This is a genomic window from Vibrio palustris (genome assembly GCF_024346995.1).
Taxonomy (GTDB): Bacteria; Pseudomonadota; Gammaproteobacteria; order Enterobacterales; family Vibrionaceae; genus Vibrio; species Vibrio palustris.
In genome coordinates this window covers 1,309,042-1,326,827 of the sequence record NZ_AP024887.1, presented here as the reverse complement: position 1 = coordinate 1,326,827, position 17,786 = coordinate 1,309,042, and the positions used below count along the sequence as shown (strand labels likewise).

The 17,786-nt window shown below is 40.2% G+C and carries 16 protein-coding genes; 9 read left to right on the top strand and 7 right to left on the bottom strand.

Going from position 1 to position 17,786, the window contains the following annotated elements; all coding sequences use genetic code 11:
- The first annotated feature begins 174 nt into the window (after positions 1 to 174).
- Positions 175 to 627, top strand: a complete 453-nt coding sequence (matP, locus tag OCU30_RS06340; protein ID WP_077313014.1) for a macrodomain Ter protein MatP — start codon at positions 175 to 177, stop codon at positions 625 to 627.
- A gap of 12 nt (positions 628 to 639) precedes the next feature.
- The gene (locus tag OCU30_RS06335; protein ID WP_077313016.1) at positions 640 to 945 is read left to right on the top strand and encodes a DUF3634 family protein; all 306 of its coding nucleotides are present in this window, start codon (positions 640 to 642) and stop codon (positions 943 to 945) included.
- Positions 946 to 2,540: 1,595 nt separating this feature from the next.
- Here the strand turns inward: OCU30_RS06335 and OCU30_RS06330 are convergent.
- The 3 genes from OCU30_RS06330 to OCU30_RS06320 form a co-directional block, all read right to left on the bottom strand.
- Positions 2,541 to 4,313 (bottom strand): ATP-binding protein, encoded by a 1,773-nt coding sequence (locus tag OCU30_RS06330; RefSeq protein WP_077313018.1) that lies wholly within the window; start codon positions 4,311 to 4,313, stop codon positions 2,541 to 2,543.
- Between the two features lie 12 nt (positions 4,314 to 4,325).
- Positions 4,326 to 5,420 (bottom strand): FIST signal transduction protein, encoded by a 1,095-nt coding sequence (locus tag OCU30_RS06325; RefSeq protein WP_095532895.1) that lies wholly within the window; start codon positions 5,418 to 5,420, stop codon positions 4,326 to 4,328.
- Positions 5,421 to 5,580: 160 nt separating this feature from the next.
- Positions 5,581 to 5,937, bottom strand: coding sequence for a hypothetical protein (locus tag OCU30_RS06320; RefSeq protein ID WP_077313020.1), 357 nt, complete (start codon positions 5,935 to 5,937; stop codon positions 5,581 to 5,583).
- Between the two features lie 467 nt (positions 5,938 to 6,404).
- Here OCU30_RS06320 and OCU30_RS06315 point away from each other — a divergent pair, with 467 nt between their 5' ends.
- From OCU30_RS06315 to ttcA, 3 genes are all read left to right on the top strand, one after another.
- Positions 6,405 to 7,154, top strand: a complete 750-nt coding sequence (locus tag OCU30_RS06315; RefSeq protein ID WP_077313022.1) for an FNR family transcription factor — start codon at positions 6,405 to 6,407, stop codon at positions 7,152 to 7,154.
- A gap of 134 nt (positions 7,155 to 7,288) precedes the next feature.
- Complete coding sequence (gene uspE / locus OCU30_RS06310) at positions 7,289 to 8,227, top strand: universal stress protein UspE (RefSeq protein ID WP_077313024.1); 939 nt, start codon at positions 7,289 to 7,291, stop codon at positions 8,225 to 8,227.
- A 141-nt stretch (positions 8,228 to 8,368) separates the two neighbouring features.
- Complete coding sequence (ttcA, locus tag OCU30_RS06305; RefSeq protein WP_077313026.1) at positions 8,369 to 9,307, top strand: tRNA 2-thiocytidine(32) synthetase TtcA; 939 nt, start codon at positions 8,369 to 8,371, stop codon at positions 9,305 to 9,307.
- Between the two features lie 97 nt (positions 9,308 to 9,404).
- On the opposite strand, the gene OCU30_RS06300 is transcribed toward ttcA, so the two are convergent.
- Together OCU30_RS06300 and OCU30_RS06295 are read right to left on the bottom strand one after the other, a co-directional pair.
- Complete coding sequence (locus OCU30_RS06300) at positions 9,405 to 10,193, bottom strand: glucosaminidase domain-containing protein (protein WP_077313027.1); 789 nt, start codon at positions 10,191 to 10,193, stop codon at positions 9,405 to 9,407.
- The gene (locus tag OCU30_RS06295; protein WP_077313028.1) at positions 10,186 to 11,010 is read right to left on the bottom strand and encodes a DUF2189 domain-containing protein; all 825 of its coding nucleotides are present in this window, start codon (positions 11,008 to 11,010) and stop codon (positions 10,186 to 10,188) included. The genes OCU30_RS06300 and OCU30_RS06295 overlap by 8 nt, the downstream gene beginning before the upstream one ends.
- Before the next feature lie 356 nt (positions 11,011 to 11,366).
- Here OCU30_RS06295 and potA point away from each other — a divergent pair, with 356 nt between their 5' ends.
- From potA to OCU30_RS06275, 4 genes are all read left to right on the top strand, one after another.
- Positions 11,367 to 12,476 carry a spermidine/putrescine ABC transporter ATP-binding protein PotA gene (gene potA / locus OCU30_RS06290; RefSeq protein WP_077313029.1) on the top strand — a complete coding sequence of 370 codons (1,110 nt, stop codon included), beginning with the start codon at positions 11,367 to 11,369 and terminating at the stop codon, positions 12,474 to 12,476.
- Positions 12,463 to 13,323, top strand: a complete 861-nt coding sequence (gene potB, locus OCU30_RS06285; protein ID WP_077313030.1) for a spermidine/putrescine ABC transporter permease PotB — start codon at positions 12,463 to 12,465, stop codon at positions 13,321 to 13,323. Before potA ends, potB begins: the two co-directional genes overlap by 14 nt.
- A complete protein-coding gene (potC, locus tag OCU30_RS06280; protein WP_077313031.1) occupies positions 13,323 to 14,093 on the top strand; it encodes a spermidine/putrescine ABC transporter permease PotC in 771 nt (256 codons plus the stop codon). Before potB ends, potC begins: the two co-directional genes overlap by 1 nt.
- Positions 14,094 to 14,284: 191 nt before the next feature.
- Entirely contained in the window at positions 14,285 to 15,325 is a 1,041-nt protein-coding gene (locus OCU30_RS06275) for an extracellular solute-binding protein (RefSeq protein WP_077313032.1), read from the top strand.
- 101 nt (positions 15,326 to 15,426) lie between these two features.
- Here OCU30_RS06275 and cobB read toward each other — a convergent pair whose 3' ends face one another.
- Positions 15,427 to 16,149, bottom strand: coding sequence for a Sir2 family NAD+-dependent deacetylase (cobB, locus tag OCU30_RS06270; protein WP_077313033.1), 723 nt, complete (start codon positions 16,147 to 16,149; stop codon positions 15,427 to 15,429).
- Positions 16,150 to 16,319: 170 nt separating this feature from the next.
- Positions 16,320 to 17,537: an ammonium transporter gene (locus tag OCU30_RS06265; protein WP_077313034.1), complete on the bottom strand. Its 1,218-nt coding sequence runs from the start codon at positions 17,535 to 17,537 to the stop codon at positions 16,320 to 16,322.
- Positions 17,538 to 17,786 lie beyond the last annotated feature (249 nt).

The following is a 17,786-nucleotide window of genomic DNA, read 5'->3' as shown; positions in this document are numbered from 1 at the left end:
ACTGTTCCGCATTGAAAATACTAATGAAAAAGGGGCTAGATTATATAGAAAAATAACGCTGGCGAATAGCATAGAGATCGCGAATGACTATGATCGAATTTCTACTCTTTAAAATTGAATGTGAGCATCGTATGGGTTACGCTGTCACTCTAAACGGATACGGATTTGTGAACCATGAAATATCAGCAGCTTGAAAACTTAGAATGTGGTTGGAAATGGCAGTACCTTGTCAATAAATGGAAGGCTGGCGAGCGCATTACGCGTTATGTCGATACCAGTGAAATAGATTTAGCGATTCACCAATTACGCTCGTTAGAAAGTGATCCAACGCTGGTATTAGAGTGGATAGATAACCACATGGCGCCAGATTTTGAGAATAAATTAAAGCAAGCCATTCGTGCAAAGCGTAAGCGACATTTTAACGCAGAGCAGGTCCATACCCGTAAGAAATCGATTGATCTCGATTATCGAGTTTGGGAAAAACTGTCTGAGCGCGCCACAGAATTAGGCTGCACGTTATCTGATGCTATTGAATACCTATTAAGTGAAGCATCGCGTAGTGAAAAGGCCAGTCGTACCGTATCAAGCTTAAAACAAGATTTAAATAAGCTATTATCATCAGATTAACGAGGTGAACCTATGTGGTATCTAGTTATTGTTGGCTTAGTCGTGGTTATTTGGTTAGTTGCTGATAGACCTGTACTCAAAATGACGTTTAAAAACGGGCATATAAAAACGGAAAAAGGCCATTGTCCACCGTCTTTTCAGCGTGAGCTTAAGCACATTGCTGAACATGATCACCTTAATGGCAGTTTAAAAGTATACCAACTGCGTACTGGTATGAAGTTGGTTTTTTCAAAGAATATCCCTAAAAATGTTCAACAACATATTCGTAATGTTTTTCCTCATCAAGGTTTTAAATCCAAAGGTAAAAAAAGAGCTTAAGCACTTGAAAACAGTCTGTGTGCTTATTTTGTAATAGTCCCATACACCCTAGTGCATTATAACTAAATATTTTAATATGCATATATATAAGTGCTACACGATATCGATATATAACCATATTCTAGTACATCCACTCATCTAGTTTTACCATAAATCACTTATCGCTTCGCCAATAATAACAGCGATATCATCTGTATAGTTCTATCTGAGTAGTCCCACACAAACATGACATAAGAGAGTATTATGACGCGCTACGCACTAGATAAACATTCAAATACATGACAATAAATGCGCTCGGCTATCACTGCGAGTGACACAACTTACCTGGAATATTCAGCAAGTAGAGACCGAGTTAGATAAAGAGATAACGTTTGGGCGTATTCATCACCGATATCACTCGTGTACTGTATACCGTTCAAAGATGAAGTAGGGATCCGATAAATAAAAATAAACTGTATATGCATACAGCTATCATTGAATCGCTTGCATGCTAGTTATTGAGCGTTTTTGATTAAAATCTGATGATAGTGCTCAATAACGTCTCCATTTTTCCTTTTCATATAAAATACTGTATAAATAAACAGTATTTTATGGCGGATTTCTCTGATTACTTAGCGGTTAAGTGTTTATCGTTAGGTAACTGACATATCGAGCTAAGTGCTGAACTAAACTCGGACGCATTTTGCACATAAAAAAGAGGTAGATCACAATACTTCATGTTGATATAAAAAACTCGGTATATCGATTAGCAAAAGAAAATAGAGTAACTACACTAAAAGAGTAAGTTTACTTGGGATGACTTTTGTTGGATAACTCCTTTTTACCCGCTTAATGCGGGTTTCTTTTTGCCTATAGAAAAGTCGTCCGTCAATCTCAATACTCATCGTCGCTTTATACTTCAAAAATGCTGTCATAATCGAAAGAAACGAATGAGTGGTAACTGACCAGATAGAAGTAATATCTACGTGACGCTGTCACTTATATTTTTACTATCATATTAGGCTACTTAACTAACGACTAGCACTGAACCAGCAACGAAAATAGTGGCGCGACAAGCACACCGTTGAGTAGATAAAAATTCACTAATCGCGTAATAATAACTGCAACTGAAAACTACAGTTCAGAAGACTGACATAGAGTCGTGGTAACTGATAGACAAAACCAATCGAATATTTTTTAGGACTCAACCATATTAAGTTTTCGTTCATTAGCTAAAGAACGAATCCTGGAAGATACGGATGCATACGATTTCTTTAGTAAGGGTCATTATAGGTACCAAAAAATTTTAGTTTAAATTCATAGTAAGTAATAAGTTTGAGCTAACGAGTACGTGTCAGTATAGACACCAAAGCTAGTAATCAATAACAGCGCAAATCAACCTAAATCTCTTAACCTGTCTATATTATCTTTAGTTCGCATTATGTATATTATGTTAAATAATGTTGATTTGGACGACATCCTCATGATGATTATTCCCTATTATGGTATTTAATCCCCATGTCTATTAAACATAACTATTTACCATAAAATACCTAATAACCATATTTATCATCTTCGATTAAAAATATGGTTATTAGGAAAACTAAGCACCGAGCTTAATGTAAATATTGATTAAGTATCGTTGTGAGATCTTGAGTACGTATTGGTTTCATCACAAAGTCATTCATACCAACATGCATACAACCGTCTTTTTCTTGGCTCATCGCATGCGCGGTCAATGCAATGATTGGAATTAAAATGTGTTTTTCACGAATCAAACGTGTGGCTTCCATACCATCCATGACTGGCATCGATAAATCCATAAATACTAAATCGTAATCATGATCACTTGATAATAAGTCGACGGCTTCTAATCCATTATTCGCTAAAGAAACCTGATACCCTAAACGTGTCAACAGTAGCTTAATCACCATCTGGTTGGTTTTCGTATCTTCGACCACTAAAATGTGATGCGGTTGTTTCTTGTTTTCAGCAATATCAGAAACAAGTGACTCTATGGAATGATTCGCGCTGGCATTCGGTATTTGACCCATCGTTAGATTATCAAAAACCGCCTCTATCGATGGTTTCTGTGACTGTAATGGAATACGAATCGTAAAACACGTCCCTTGACCAAGGTGACTGTCGATGGCGATGTCGCCGTCCATCATATCCACTAAGTACTTGGTTATAGTAAGTCCTAAACCTGTGCCACCGTAATTGCGTGTAATCGAATTATCCGCTTGAATAAATGGATTGAATAATTGTTCTAATCGCGATTGTTCAATACCAATACCAGTGTCTTTAACGACAATCTCCAAGGTTTCTTGATTATGCGTGGTTAATTGAATCGATACTTTACCTTCAGAGGTAAACTTGATTGCATTGCCGACAACGTTATAAATAATCTGTGTTAGTCGGGTTGGATCAAGCCAATAACTTGATATAGCATCGACAGATTGTTCAATATCAAACTGAATATGTTTTTCTGTGGCAAGCTGCTCGTGATATGACAAGGAATGACGCAGGTGTTTGTCTAGATTTATCCAGTTACACTGTAACTTAAAGTGTCCGAATTCAATCCGACTTAAGTCCAGTATGTCATTAATAATAATTAACAACAGTTCTGCCGAATTTTCCATCTGTTCAAGCAACGTACATTGCTCAACGTTACTTTTCTGCCGGAGAACATCTATCAAACCCAACACTGCATTCAATGGTGTGCGTAGTTCATGACTCATCATGGCCAAAAATTGAGATTTAGACTCATTGGCTTGTTCTGCTTGCTGTTGGGCGATCGATAATTCTCGTGTTTTGATATTAACTAACTGCTGCAACTCTTCTTTATACTCGATATCACTGATGGCACGTTCGAGCAAAGGTCGAAATCGTAATAACGTCGCCTTCGTGTCAATACTGAACTGCCCTTTTCGAGTTCCTGTTAGCAACAATACAGAATCGCTCGCTTCTGCACGAATCCCCGTCATTAATACCGATTTTAGCTGTTGTTGCAGCTCAACACTTAAATAGCGAAATTCTTCTTGCTCTTCGGGCTCAAAAAGAATGATGCCTTCACCATCCAGAACACGTTGAAACTTTTTAGTATGACGCCACTGTTTACCTTCAAAATCCGAGTTAGACGTAAGAAAGGTAAAAAAAGACGAGCAACTTTTACTTTTAGAGATCACGACAAAGTTATCAAATTCAATATAACGACTTAACGACTTTTTTAATTCTTCAAAAATTTGGTACTTGTTGTCGGCATTACTTAGTGCCGATAACGTCGCTAAAATGACGTGATTTTCTTCTGCTAAACGTTGTTCACGCTCTTTACTGCGTTCGAGCTCTAATAAGGTTTCATTAAGTAACTCAACTTTTTCTGAATTCATAAGGCGATTACACTATTCTGAATCATAAAAAATTACTGAAGAGATCATAAGGTTGCCATGAGCGTTCTCTCCACCAATAAAACGGCCTTGCTCACCAAAGGTAAATGGACAAATAAAAGGTTGTCCATTCATTTGGGAAATAAGTTTTTGGTAGACTTGTTGGATTTCATCTCCCAACCGAAGCATCGAGCCAGCACAATGAATAATGATAGCGCCACAAACTAACGATTCGTGATAATTTTGTATATTCGCTTCTTTGACTACCCGTGAGGCTCGGGAGATCAATTGATCAAGTGAGCCAGTCATCAATTGAATTTCTTCGCCAGTTTGCATTTCAGCAAAAACTTCAATCCAACCATCTGGATGAAAACATAAAGGATGAGTAAGTTTAAAGTATGGTTGTTGATGAATAGTACCGGCCATTACCCCGATGGGAAAACGTGCAATATGATCGAAAATATATTGTTCCGAAATATTTTCTCCAGCGTGATCGTTTATCCATTGCTTATAGACATCCTTTGCTGGCAAACCATCTATTTCAAAAATAGTGCGTTCTTTTGCTAAGGTAATTTCACCTTTAAATGTGGTTGGGGAATAGCCTGCACTGAACCCTGTTGTGAGCGGTTTACTGGTAAAGAACAATTGTAGAGCAATCCCATTTTGACTGATTCCTTTATCTGTAATCAAAGACCAGTGGTTTTGAATCTTATTATCCGCAGCACTTCCGCCAATAATTGGGATGTGAGTACCAAATTTTTCATCAATCGCGTCCATATACAATTCTTCATAGCCTGGCGTAGCGTGCAGAAGAATCAAGCTTGGGATTTCCCCTATTCTGTCGGCATCTTTTAGTGCATCTTCGATGAGATTATTGATTAATTTAGGATAATCATCACACGCGTCTAAATTGACCAAAGCCGATCCATAAGCACAGGCTGATTGGTCGTAAATAAATAAGACTCCAACAACCGGCCCTTCATGATACCCCTTATCTGTCATGATACCTTTACATGAAGAACAGCCAATAAAAGGCACGTTCGGCAGCCTCGATGTGAGTTCATTTGCTAACTCTTGAGCGCAATACGATTCGGTATAATAACAAAGCATTGCTGCTGGTTTATAGCTTCCGGTTTGCGCCAAAATAGTCTGTATTGCTACCTTAATATCTTGTGAGTGAGAGAAGGCAGTCAGAAAACGCATAGGTTTGTTCGGTTGCTCAAATAACAATCTTGTTGTCCTCGAAATGATAAATGGTTAAGGTCATTTCTTAAATTGAAATCTGCATACGGGTTGTGTCATTTAAGACAACGTAAATAGGTTGAGCTAATTGATTAGGGTTTATATTCATTGACCACTTTTGTGGCGCTATTTGTGTAAATTCACCTTGCTGTGACGTTAACATCCAGCCTTTGGGTACTTGATTAATCTCATAGCTCGACATGCTGGTTTTGAAGACTTCAATCATTTGAGAATCCACTTGAATACGGCATTGTTCATGGCCTTTGCACGACAGCGTTTTTTGCTCATCATAAGTCCAACTACGCCACGTAAACGCCCCAATGAGCAGTAACATCATTATAACGATTTGCATTAGTCGCTGTTTAGTGAGCTTTTCAGCAGCCATGTTTTATACCCTCGAACTCGTGTATCAATTTATCATTACATCAGTACTATATTATAGGAGTATTCTACTGTAATTAGTGATAATGATACATTGCTGCTAGTAAATAGTTACCATTTACTTTCTAACATCCCTATAACTAATGTGACACTACACAATAAATTGACCAACAATACAGATAACGCTCTCGAATTCGTGAGATCATCAGTTTAAATAATTTACGTACCACTTTTTATCCATTACGGTAGCGATACCAAAATTGTTATCATTTTGTTAATCGGCATCTCATTTATTATGTAATTTTGTGCCAATAGATAGACATAAAAGCTTTGATTTTATAACATTATTATCAATAAGGGTATGTTTAAAAATATAAGTTAACGTCATGTTTTTAAAGGGTTTATTTATCTACCCTTTGTTTCGAATGAGTGTTAACATACTCGCGTACATCAATTTAGTGAAAGGTTATTATGATATCTGACAAACCAGCAGCAAAGCGTATTCAATCCGGTGGTTGTGCTATTCATTGCCAAGAGTGTAGTATCAGCCAACTTTGTATCCCTTTTACGCTGAATGAATCAGAACTCGATCAGCTTGATCAGATTATTGAGCGTAAGAAACCGATTCAAAAAGGACAGGAGCTTTTCAAAGCTGGAGATGAGCTTAAGTCGCTCTATGCGATCCGCTCTGGAACCGTAAAAAGCTACACCATAACAGAACAAGGCGATGAGCAAATTACCGCCTTCCACCTTGCAGGAGATATCGTCGGCTTTGATGCTATCATGTCAGATGCCCATCCGAGTTTTGCACAAGCACTAGAAACCTCGATGGTATGTGAGATCCCGTACGAAATTGTGGACGACCTCTCAGGTAAAATGCCAAAGTTACGTCAACAAATCATGCGTTTGATGAGCAATGAAATTAAAGGTGACCAAGAAATGATTCTGCTACTTTCAAAAAAGAATGCAGAAGAGCGCTTAGCCGCCTTTCTTTATCATCTTTCTACGCGATTTTCCCAACGTGGTTTCTCTCAACGTGAATTCCGTTTGACGATGACTCGTGGTGATATAGGTAACTACTTAGGATTAACAGTAGAAACCATCAGCCGTTTATTGGGGCGTTTCCAAAAATCTGAATTATTAGCCGTAAAAGGGAAATACATTACTATCTTAGATCATGACGCTATCAAAGAGTTAGCCGGCGTTACAGATAGCAATTAAATCGTTTCCAGATGATGTAGCTTCATATCGAGCTACATCATACTTTCTGCACTTCTCTGTTTGACTTACTGTCCCTACCCCTGTATTTGCGCTAGAGTATCTATAGCTCGACGACATTGATAAGGGGTTCGTTTATGAGTATTTACAGTAATATTCTCGCCGTCGCAGACGTTAATCGAGATGAGCAAGTCGCACTTGCTCGAGCGGCGAAATTAGCCGCGCATAGTCGCTCCCGCAGCCAACTCACCTTCTTCTTATCTATCTATGATTTTTCTTATGACATGACCTCAATGCTCTCCTCCGAAGAGCGAGATGCGATGCGCCAAGGTGTGATATCGCAACGAGAGCAATGGATGAGAACAATAGCTCAGCCCTACTTAAGTGATGACTTCGATCTACACATTAAAGTTGTATGGCATAACCGACCTTACGAAGCCATTATTCATGAAGTCTTTGAAGGTCATCATGACATTGTGATCAAAGGGACACGTAAACACGATTTATTAGAATCGGTACTGTTTACCCCGACAGATTGGCATTTATTGCGCAAATGTCCAACCCCTGTTGCTTTAGTGAAAAATGCCCACTGGCCACAGGGAGCTAACATTATTGCTTCTGTTCATGTGGGTTCTGAATTAGAGACTCATCAAGATCTCAACGATCGTATGGTCGAACAAGCCATGAGTATGAGTGAGCGTTTAAATGCGACCCCTTATCTTGTTAACGCTTACCCCGCGACACCCGCCAATATCGCCATCGAGTTACCCGAGTTTGATCCCAGCGCTTACTCCGATGCGATTCGCGGTCATCATTTAACATCCATGAAAGCGTTAAGACAAAAACATGGGATTGCTGAAGAACATACTCTCGTTGAGCAAGGATTACCTGAAGAAGTCATTCCCAAAGCGGCCAGCTCTCTTAATGCCGGTATTTGTGTGATAGGGACAACGGGTCGAACTGGCCTGTCCGCGGTTTTTCTTGGTAATACCGCCGAACAAGTTATTGATAAAATAGGTTGCGACATACTGGCACTCAAACCCGAAGGTTTTGTGAGTCCACTTGCTCCAAACTAAAGTATCAACCTATTGAAATTTAAATCCCTCGTGAATTATCACGGGGGATTTACGTTTCATCGCCCTAAAAACTGGAATATCTAGCATTTATGCGTATCATACGCACTTCATTTTGTTATCAAGATAAAGAGCGCAAGCTAAATGACCGAGCAAACTCAAGAGCGTACCAAAGCGCAACAATACAATTTCAATAAACTTCAAAAACGTCTGCGTCGTAATACGGGTCAGGCTATTGCTGACTTCAACATGATTGAAGAAGGTGACCGCATTATGGTGTGTCTGTCTGGCGGAAAAGACAGCTTCACTATGCTTGATATTCTGATGAGTTTGCAAAAGAGCGCGCCGGTCTCTTTTGAACTAATCGCGGTTAACTTAGACCAAAAACAACCAGGGTTTCCTGAACACGTTCTGCCAGCTTACCTAGAAAGCTTAGGTGTACAATACAAAATCGTGGAAGAAGATACCTACTCGATTGTTAAAGAAAAAGTACCTGAAGGCAAAACCACATGTTCACTATGCTCTCGCTTACGTCGCGGTATTTTGTATCGTACAGCTAAAGAATTAGGCGCGACAAAAATCGCGTTAGGGCATCATCGTGATGATATTTTAGAAACTCTATTCTTGAATATGTTCTACGGCGGTAAAATGAAAGGTATGCCGCCAAAGCTAGTGTCGGATAACGGTGAACATGTCGTCATTCGTCCTTTGGCCTATTGCCGTGAGAAAGACATCATCAAATTTTCTGAAGCCCGTGAGTACCCTATCATTCCATGTAATCTATGTGGTACTCAGCCAAATATGCAACGTCAGAACATTAAAGCAATGTTGAACGGTTGGGATAAACAATTCCCTGGTCGTATTGAAACCATGTTTAAAGCGATGCAAAACGTGGTACCAAGCCATTTAGCCGATCATAATTTGTTCGACTTTAAATCTATCGATAGTGATTCGGGAATCATTGATGGTGGCGACATTGGTTTTGATAAAGATAACTTCCCAACCCAACCTACTGATTTTGATGAAAGTGTAGCGTTTGATGTTGATCCAGCAATGACATTGAACGTCACTAACCTTTCTTAATGTCACTAAGTTACACCGTCACTTAGTGAGTGGGGAAATAAAAAAAAGGCTACGTTACCGTAGCCTTTTTTATGCTCATCTTATTATAAAACAATACTTAATATTCCCAGTATTGCTCGTTATGATTAATCATACCTGAAATAATATTAACGTATTCTTGTCCCCGCTCAGAATAGTTCTTCAAGCCTTGCACTAACTTTAGGGCTGCCGCTGTACTCAAGATTTTCTTATTCTGTTGGCGTCGTTCATACCGAATTTTACGCAATGGCTGATACGCTTTATTACGATTAACATTCATAAAGTAGCGATGGATTGATTCACTAACCGATGAAAACTTAGCGACTTCATGAGTCATGTCCGCCCCTCGCTGTTTGGGGATTAATCCACATCCGGCTTTATAGCACCATTGACCAAAATAGTTATTAGCTTGGCGAGCAAAACGCGACATTCCCCAAGCGGATTCATTGGCCGCTTGTGACAGAGCAAGCGCTTCAGGAATGACATCGGCCCGGCGTAACATATGGTTGACCCATTGTTTGTTAATCGTGTCATCAGTGACTTTCAAATTATACAATTCACCCAATAGCTTGGCTGTTACCTTATTCTCATTAGATAACGGTTTGCCTTTATCTAAGGCTTGTTTAATTTGTTTAAGTTGTTGGCGCTCATGAAGAATACGTTGATTCTCATTTTGAATGCCTTCACGAACGTAGTCGAAAAAACTCGCTTTACGATCAGCGATATTATCAATCGCTGAAAAATCTGGTGGCGGGCCCATACGCTGATAGGCAGCTCCCTTTGATTCACTGCCCTGAGTGCTCGTGACAAATTGATAGCCGCAACTGGCTAAAACCGCTGCGATGCCAGCAATAACAATGTTACGCATTAAATACCTGACTTGGTTTGTCGTTATCACTTTCTCCCCCGTCACTATTATCATTGTCGTCGTCATGATTGGTTGCGACTACTTTGAGGCGTACACCAAACATATTACGATAAATGATCCCTTTAACATGAAAGAAAAAAGGAAGTACTAACACTAAGCCTATGCCATAAAACATTAATGCCGCAAGAAATAAACCCATAATAACGGCATAAATGACGGATAACTGCAAAAGCTTGCGGTTTGCCGCACGTAAGGATAGCCACAAAGCAGTAAAAGGACGCACTCGTTTTTCACATACCAATAAACTTGCATTAGTAAATGCTAACGACAAATACAGTGAAATAACGGGTAGAAGTAAATTAGCGACGCCTTGCAGCACAAGACTGACTAACGTCACGATAATGACTGAAACCGTATATTGTAAACCGCTGCCTATCTGCTTGGTGGTTGTACTCAAACCTGCAGCATGGCTCATCGCCATTAAAGACACACCGGCGTAGAATGGCGCACTCACGACTTCGTAGCTAAAGTTCGCGATATATAAGGAGCGCATAAAACCATCAGGAAATGTCCCGTTCTTCGCAAAGTTTTCAAATATCCCTGTGACATTGGATACTTGAAAGTGCAGTGCAATAAAGAAAATAGCAATCTGCAAAATAGCTAATAAGATGATGGCAGGGCTAAACGACAGGAAGTGCTGAATAGTACAATCCCAAGCTTCTTTAAACACTTTGGTAATGCTCAGTTCGTACTGTCCAGAAAGTGCAGTATCAATACTGCCCCCCAAATTGAAATCTTTTTCTGTTTCGTTATTCATTACACTACTCTAGAAGGCTGAATGGGATTGAAAATCGTCTTCTCTATCAAGATATCTTCAAACACGGTTACGCGTCATTATTTCACAAATATTGTCAGTTATTATACGGTAATGTTTGTTAGTACAAAAACAGTAATGTGACTTGTGTGTTGTTTTCGAATGAATAGTGCACATTCTGCCTAATTGCGGCTGTCCTAGCAGGATTAAATTGTTAGTGTATATTACGAAATTTTTGCCCTAACACGCTAAAATACTTTGACTTCCAGTACGCGATGATTATGATTCGCGACTTAATGTATTACATATGGTCACAATCAAGCAAATTGCGCTAGGCCCAGGTAGGAGAAAAACAGACGTTGAATAAAGAGCATTGCGTTGCAAATACAGTAATCAAACTAACTAACGTTACTAAAAGTTTCGATGGTAAAGAAATAATTTCGAACTTAAACTTAAACGTCAATCACGGTGAATTCCTCACTATTCTTGGCCCTTCTGGCTGTGGTAAGACTACCGTACTAAGAATGATCGCAGGCTTTGAAAGCGTCGATTCTGGCTCTATCTTACTCGATAAGAATGATGTGACAGAAACCCCGGCTGAAAACCGCCATGTGAATACTGTCTTTCAAAGTTACGCTTTATTCCCTCATATGACCGTATTTGAGAACGTCGCTTTTGGTTTGCGCATGCAAAAAGTAAGCAGTACCGAAATCGAATCTCGCGTTATGGAAGTATTAAGCATGGTGCGCTTAGAGCATATGGCGCAGCGTAAGCCCGATCAACTTTCTGGCGGCCAACAGCAACGTATTGCTATCGCGCGTGCGGTGGTCAATAAACCAAAAGTTTTGTTGCTCGACGAATCTTTATCGGCGTTGGATTATAAATTACGTAAACAAATGCAGACCGAGCTTAAGCAACTGCAGCGTAAGTTGGGCATCACGTTTATTTTTGTGACTCATGATCAAGAAGAAGCGTTATCGATGTCTGACCGCATTATTGTCATGCGCGATGGCGTAATAGAACAAGATGGCAGCCCAAAAGCGATTTATGAAGAGCCGAAAAATCTCTTCGTTGCCCGCTTTATTGGTGAAATTAATGTCTTTCCAGCCGTCGCAAAAGAGCGTTTGGATGAAGAACGTATTTTAGTCACTATCCATGGTGTTGCGAATACGGTGTATTATAAAAATGCCATTCAATCAGGCCAACATTTGCAGGTACTACTTCGCCCTGAAGATTTACGTATTGAAGAGATTTCACAAAGTGAATCAAAAGGCTTAGTGGGCTATGTGCGCGATCGAACCTATAAAGGTATGACATTGGATTCAGAAGTAGAAATGGAATCCGGTGACATGGTCATGATCAGCGAGTTTTTCAATGAAGACGATCCTGATGTCGACCACTCTATTGGGCAAAAAGTGTCCATAACTTGGGTCGAAAGTTGGGAGGTGATTCTCGATGATCACACGTAAGTTTAATCTACAAAAAACCATTGTGTTTCTCGTGGTTGGTTGGCTGACGCTATTTGTTTTAGTTCCTAACTTAATGATCATCGGTACCAGTTTTTTAACCAAAGACGACGCCAACCTACTGAGTTTTACGTTTACTTTGGATAACTATGTTCGCTTGGTCGATCCCTTGTATGCCAAGGTGCTTGGACATTCTTTTTATATGGCGATCCTCGCTACATTGTTTTGCCTGCTCCTTGGGTATCCGTTCGCCTATGCTATCACTAAGATGCCAGCGAAATGGCGCAGCTTTATGTTGTTCTTAGTCATTATTCCATTTTGGACGAATTCGTTAATTCGTACCTATGGTATGAAAATGGTATTAGGAACGCATGGTGTGCTCAATTCACTGCTACTATCGCTCGATATTATTGACCGCCCGATTCGCATCATGTATTCAGAAACCGCAGTAATGATTGGCTTGGTTTACATTCTGTTGCCTTTCATGATTTTGCCGCTTTATTCATCAATTGAAAAGTTAGACAAAACCTATTTAGAAGCTGCCAGAGATTTAGGCGCTAATAAAGTACAAATCTTGCTTAAAATCGTGTTCCCATTGACGATGCCGGGCATCATTGGCGGGTGCTTATTGGTACTGCTCCCCGCTCTTGGGATGTTTTATGTTTCTGATTTACTTGGCGGCGCCAAAAACCCATTGGTAGGTAATGTCATTAAGAGCCAAGTGCTGAACGCCCGCGATTGGCCATTTGGCGCAGCAACCAGTATTGCATTGACGATAGTGATGGCCTTACTGATGTATGCATATTACCGAGCAAGTAAGCTACTCAACAAGAAAGTGGAGCTAGATTAATGGGAAAATCAATTAAATTTAGCTTTGTCGGCCTTATATACGTTTTTTTATATCTGCCGATTGTGGTCTTGATTGTGAATTCATTCAATGCAAGTCGCTTTGGTTTACGTTGGCAAGGTTTTACCACCAAATGGTATGAATCGCTGATTCATAACGATAGTTTAATGCAGGCTGCTTGGCATTCACTGACTGTCTCGGTAATTTCAGCGACTGCAGCAACCCTGATTGGCACCTTAACTGCAGTTGCGTTGTATCGGTATCAGTTTAAAGGCAAAGCGATGGTCAGTGGCTTATTGTTTGTCGTTATGATGTCTCCCGATATTGTTATGGCGATTTCTTTCCTTGCTCTATTTCTCGTGTTGGGAGCTCAGCTTGGTCTGATGACGCTTTTGATCGCCCACATTACCTTTTGTTTGCCGTTTGTCGTGATAACCGTATATAGCCGATTAAATGGCTTTGACGTCAAGATGTTAGAAGCAGCAAAAGATTTAGGTGCAGGTGAATGGACGATTCTTAAAAGTATCATTGTTCCTCTCGCTAAACCGGCGGTTGCTGCGGGTTGGTTACTGAGTTTTACGCTGTCATTAGACGATGTGATCATCAGTTCGTTTGTGACTGGTCCAAGCTATGAAATTTTACCTTTAAAAATTTACTCCATGGTACGCATTGGATTGTCTCCAGATGTTAATGCACTGGCTACTGTCATGTTAGTATTATCACTGTTGCTCGTCTTATGTTCACAGTGGCTCGCACGAGATCCCAAACCTTAATCCCTTCCTAATCAACTATAATGATGAGAGTAAGTCATTGGCTCTCATCATTATTCGATACATCTTCATGGCGTGTTTGCGCTGAGTCATTCAGTTAACGCACCGCTATGAAATGATGAATCACAACCCTACTCATCATATGAGTATCATCACTAGGTCAACTAGCAAATACACTAAGACATGGAAACGTAATGAAAAATAAATTATATGCTGGCGTATTATGCGCAACGGCACTATTCAGTGGTAGCGCCATGGCACAAGACGACAATGTGCTTTACTTTTACAACTGGTCCGAATACATCCCTCAAGAAGTTCTACAAGACTTTACTAAGCAAACGGGTATTAAAGTCATTTATTCAACTTATGAATCAAATGAAACGATGTATGCCAAGTTAAAAACCCAGAAAACAGGATATGACTTAGTTGTACCATCCACGTATTTTGTATCCAAAATGCGCAAAGAAGGTATGATTCAAAAAATCGATCATTCTAAGCTTAGCCATTTTAAAGATATCGATCCTAACTACCTTAACAAATCATTTGATCCAAAAAGCGATTACTCAATTCCTTATGTTTGGGGAGCCACTGGGATTGGTGTTAATACTGAATACTATGATAAGTCTAAATTTACCAGCTGGGGCCAGCTATGGAATAAAGACTTTGAAGGCCAGCTGATGCTGATGGATGATGCGCGAGAAGTTTTCCATATAGCACTGGTTAAATTAGGTTATAACCCAAACACCACGGATCCAAAGAAAATTCATGAAGCGTACGAAGAACTGAAAAAGCTCATGCCAAACGTGTTGGTTTTCAATTCAGACTTCCCTGCTCGTCCGTACATGGCTGGAGAGGTATCTCTAGGTATGTTATGGAATGGCTCAGCATATGCAGCGCATAAAGACGGGGCGCCGATTGAAATGGCTTGGCCAAAGAAAGGGGCTATTTTTTGGATGGATAACTTGTCTATCCCAAGCGGTGCGAAAAATGTCGATGCCGCCTATAAAATGATTGATTTCTTATTAAAGCCAGAAAATGCTGCGAAAATTTCAGAAATGACAGGTTATCCAACCCCAGTGAAAACAGCGTATAAATATTTACCTAAATCTTATAAGAACGATACTAATGTTTTCCCACCAGAAGACGTGATGAAAACTGGTGTGTTCCAAGACGATGTGGGTAAAGCCTCTGCGCTTTATGAAGAGCTGTTCCAGAAATTGAAAGTGAGCCAGTAAATGGAATAGTTAAAAACACGCTACTGAGTAGATGTGTTAATGATAAAAACCACTTCTAAGGAAGTGGTTTTTATATTTAGATTAATATGAATAAGAATCTGTTACGGACATTGTAAGTCAAGTAGCTCTGCAACCAGCTTAGGTACTTCCACACTTGCTTTACCATAGCGTTTTTCAGCAAACTCTGTTTGCACTGCACTTGGTTCAAGGTTGATTTCTATCGTGTGTGCGCCTGATAGTTTCGCATCATGCACGAGACCAGCGGCCGGATACACGACCCCCGAAGTGCCGATAGAAATGAACAAATCGGCGTCTTGGATGGCTTGATAAATTTCTCCCATCGATAATGGCATCTCACCAAACCACACAATATGTGGACGCATTTGAGCAGGCATTTGGCAGCAATGGCATAAATCACCAGTATGAATGTCTGTCAATTGTTCAACCGTTTGTTGTGACTCGGTGCAACGCGCTTTAAGTAGCTCACCATGCATATGATAAATATGATGACTTCCACCACGTTCGTGCAAATCATCGATATTTTGTGTCACTATGGTTACGCTTCCTTCAGATTCCTGCTCTAAGCGCCCTAACGCTTGATGGGCAGCGTTTGGTTGAATGTTTGCTTGTTGAATCTCTCTACGACGCTGATTATAAAATGCTTGCACTAAATTGGGATCTCGCTCAAAACCTTCCGGCGTTGCGACATCTTCGATACGGTGCTGTTCCCACAACCCATCTTCACTACGAAATGTTTGAATGCCCGATTCGGCCGAAATACCGGCTCCGGTAAGTATCACGATATTGCGATAAGGGAACTTCATAACTGATCCTTTACTGACAGATTAATGTGCAGGGAATTTATGTGACAATGTCACTAATAATATCGGTTTTATCTATCATTGATACCGATGTAATGCTATGCATCAGTTTAAATAAAAATACGTATAAAAAAAGAGCCATAAGGCTCTTTTTTCACTGTAAAATAATGATGTTAATCTTCATTGGTTGAGGAGATACGATGAATCGTTAAGTCCGCGCCATTATACTCTTGCTCTTGAGTTAAACGTAACCCAGTAACACGATTTAGCGTACCATAAACCGCCCAAGAGCCAAGTAGTGCCACCGTGATGCCAAGTAACGTTCCGAGGCATTGCACGATAAAACTTACGCCTCCTAGACCTCCCAATGCACTTTGACCAAAAATACCAGCGGCTATGCCACCCCAAGCGCCGCACACACCGTGCAAAGGCCAAACGCCGAGTACATCATCAATACGCGTTTTCTGTAATCGAGTGAATAACCATACGAATAAGCCCCCGGCTATGGCACCTGTTATTAACGCGCCAATAGGATGCATTAAATCCGATCCCGCACACACAGAAACTAACCCTGCTAATGGTCCATTATGAATAAAACCAGGATCGTTTTTACCCACAAATAGCGCTGCAAGAATGCCTCCAGCCATCGCCATTAAAGTATTCATCGCAACCAACCCACTAATACCTGTCATGCTTTGCGCCGACATAACATTAAATCCAAACCAGCCGACACATAGAATCCAAGCACCTAAGGCAAGAAAAGGAATGTTGGACGGGGCGAAGTTCGTATGCTTCCCAGCCCGTACGCGCCCTTTACGCATTCCCAGAAAATGAATCGCCACCAAAGCAATCCATCCGCCAACACCGTGTACAACGACGGAACCGGCAAAATCATGGAATTGGGCATCAAAATGTGCCATAAACCATGTTTGTACTCCCCAATTGCCATTCCAAATCATCCCTTCAAAGCAAGGGTAAATGACTCCAACCGTAAAGAAGGTCGCAATTAATATTGGATAAAAACGCGCTCTTTCAGCTATCCCCCCAGAAACAATGGCTGGAATTGCTGCTGCAAACGTTAATAAAAAGAAGAACTTCACTAGTTCATAACCATTATTATTTGCAAGTTCTGTTGCACTACCAAAGAAGGTATGTCCGTAGGCTACCCAGTACCCAATAAAGAAATACGCTAAGGTTGACACGCCGAAATCCGCTAAAATTTTGACTAAAGCATTGACTTGATTCTTCTTACGTACTGTTCCCACCTCCAGAAAAGCAAAGCCAGCATGCATGAAAAAAACCATGATGGCACCAAGCAGCAAAAACAAAGTGTCTGAGCTTTTCGTCAGTAATTGAACTGCACCGCCTACTTGCTCTAAAGTTGAATTCATCCTTGTTGTCTCCTTTACTCTATGCGCACCAATTGAGTGCCACATAATCCTAAACTCACCAATTTGGTGATATTATTGTTATGCGCAGCTTAAGCAAAAATTAGACCAGAAAGATATTTTGAATCGAAAAGCAGTAAAAGGTAAGGATTATCTGAAAATTGGCGGGTAAATGGGTCGATCTGTGCCATGTAAAGAAACAAGGCATATAAAGTGACTAACTGGACATGCACCATAATGATCTTTTTGGTC

Bases quoted from the DNA above. Each gene is read 5' to 3' on its own strand.
- uspE (WP_077313024.1), top strand. From the start codon at position 7,289: ATGAGTATTTACAGTAATATTCTCGCCGTCGCAGACGTTAATCGAGAT.
- potC (WP_077313031.1), top strand. From the start codon at position 13,323: ATGGGAAAATCAATTAAATTTAGCTTTGTCGGCCTTATATACGTTTTT.
- OCU30_RS06320 (WP_077313020.1), bottom strand. From the start codon at position 5,937: ATGGCTGCTGAAAAGCTCACTAAACAGCGACTAATGCAAATCGTTATA.
- OCU30_RS06295 (WP_077313028.1), bottom strand. From the start codon at position 11,010: ATGAATAACGAAACAGAAAAAGATTTCAATTTGGGGGGCAGTATTGAT.
- ttcA (WP_077313026.1), top strand. From the start codon at position 8,369: ATGACCGAGCAAACTCAAGAGCGTACCAAAGCGCAACAATACAATTTC.
- OCU30_RS06330 (WP_077313018.1), bottom strand. From the start codon at position 4,313: ATGAATTCAGAAAAAGTTGAGTTACTTAATGAAACCTTATTAGAGCTC.
- OCU30_RS06275 (WP_077313032.1), top strand. From the start codon at position 14,285: ATGAAAAATAAATTATATGCTGGCGTATTATGCGCAACGGCACTATTC.
- OCU30_RS06325 (WP_095532895.1), bottom strand. From the start codon at position 5,420: ATGCTTTGTTATTATACCGAATCGTATTGCGCTCAAGAGTTAGCAAAT.
- OCU30_RS06315 (WP_077313022.1), top strand. From the start codon at position 6,405: ATGATATCTGACAAACCAGCAGCAAAGCGTATTCAATCCGGTGGTTGT.
- potB (WP_077313030.1), top strand. From the start codon at position 12,463: ATGATCACACGTAAGTTTAATCTACAAAAAACCATTGTGTTTCTCGTG.
- OCU30_RS06265 (WP_077313034.1), bottom strand. From the start codon at position 17,537: ATGAATTCAACTTTAGAGCAAGTAGGCGGTGCAGTTCAATTACTGACG.
- cobB (WP_077313033.1), bottom strand. From the start codon at position 16,149: ATGAAGTTCCCTTATCGCAATATCGTGATACTTACCGGAGCCGGTATT.
- matP (WP_077313014.1), top strand. From the start codon at position 175: ATGAAATATCAGCAGCTTGAAAACTTAGAATGTGGTTGGAAATGGCAG.
- OCU30_RS06300 (WP_077313027.1), bottom strand. From the start codon at position 10,193: ATGCGTAACATTGTTATTGCTGGCATCGCAGCGGTTTTAGCCAGTTGC.
- OCU30_RS06335 (WP_077313016.1), top strand. From the start codon at position 640: ATGTGGTATCTAGTTATTGTTGGCTTAGTCGTGGTTATTTGGTTAGTT.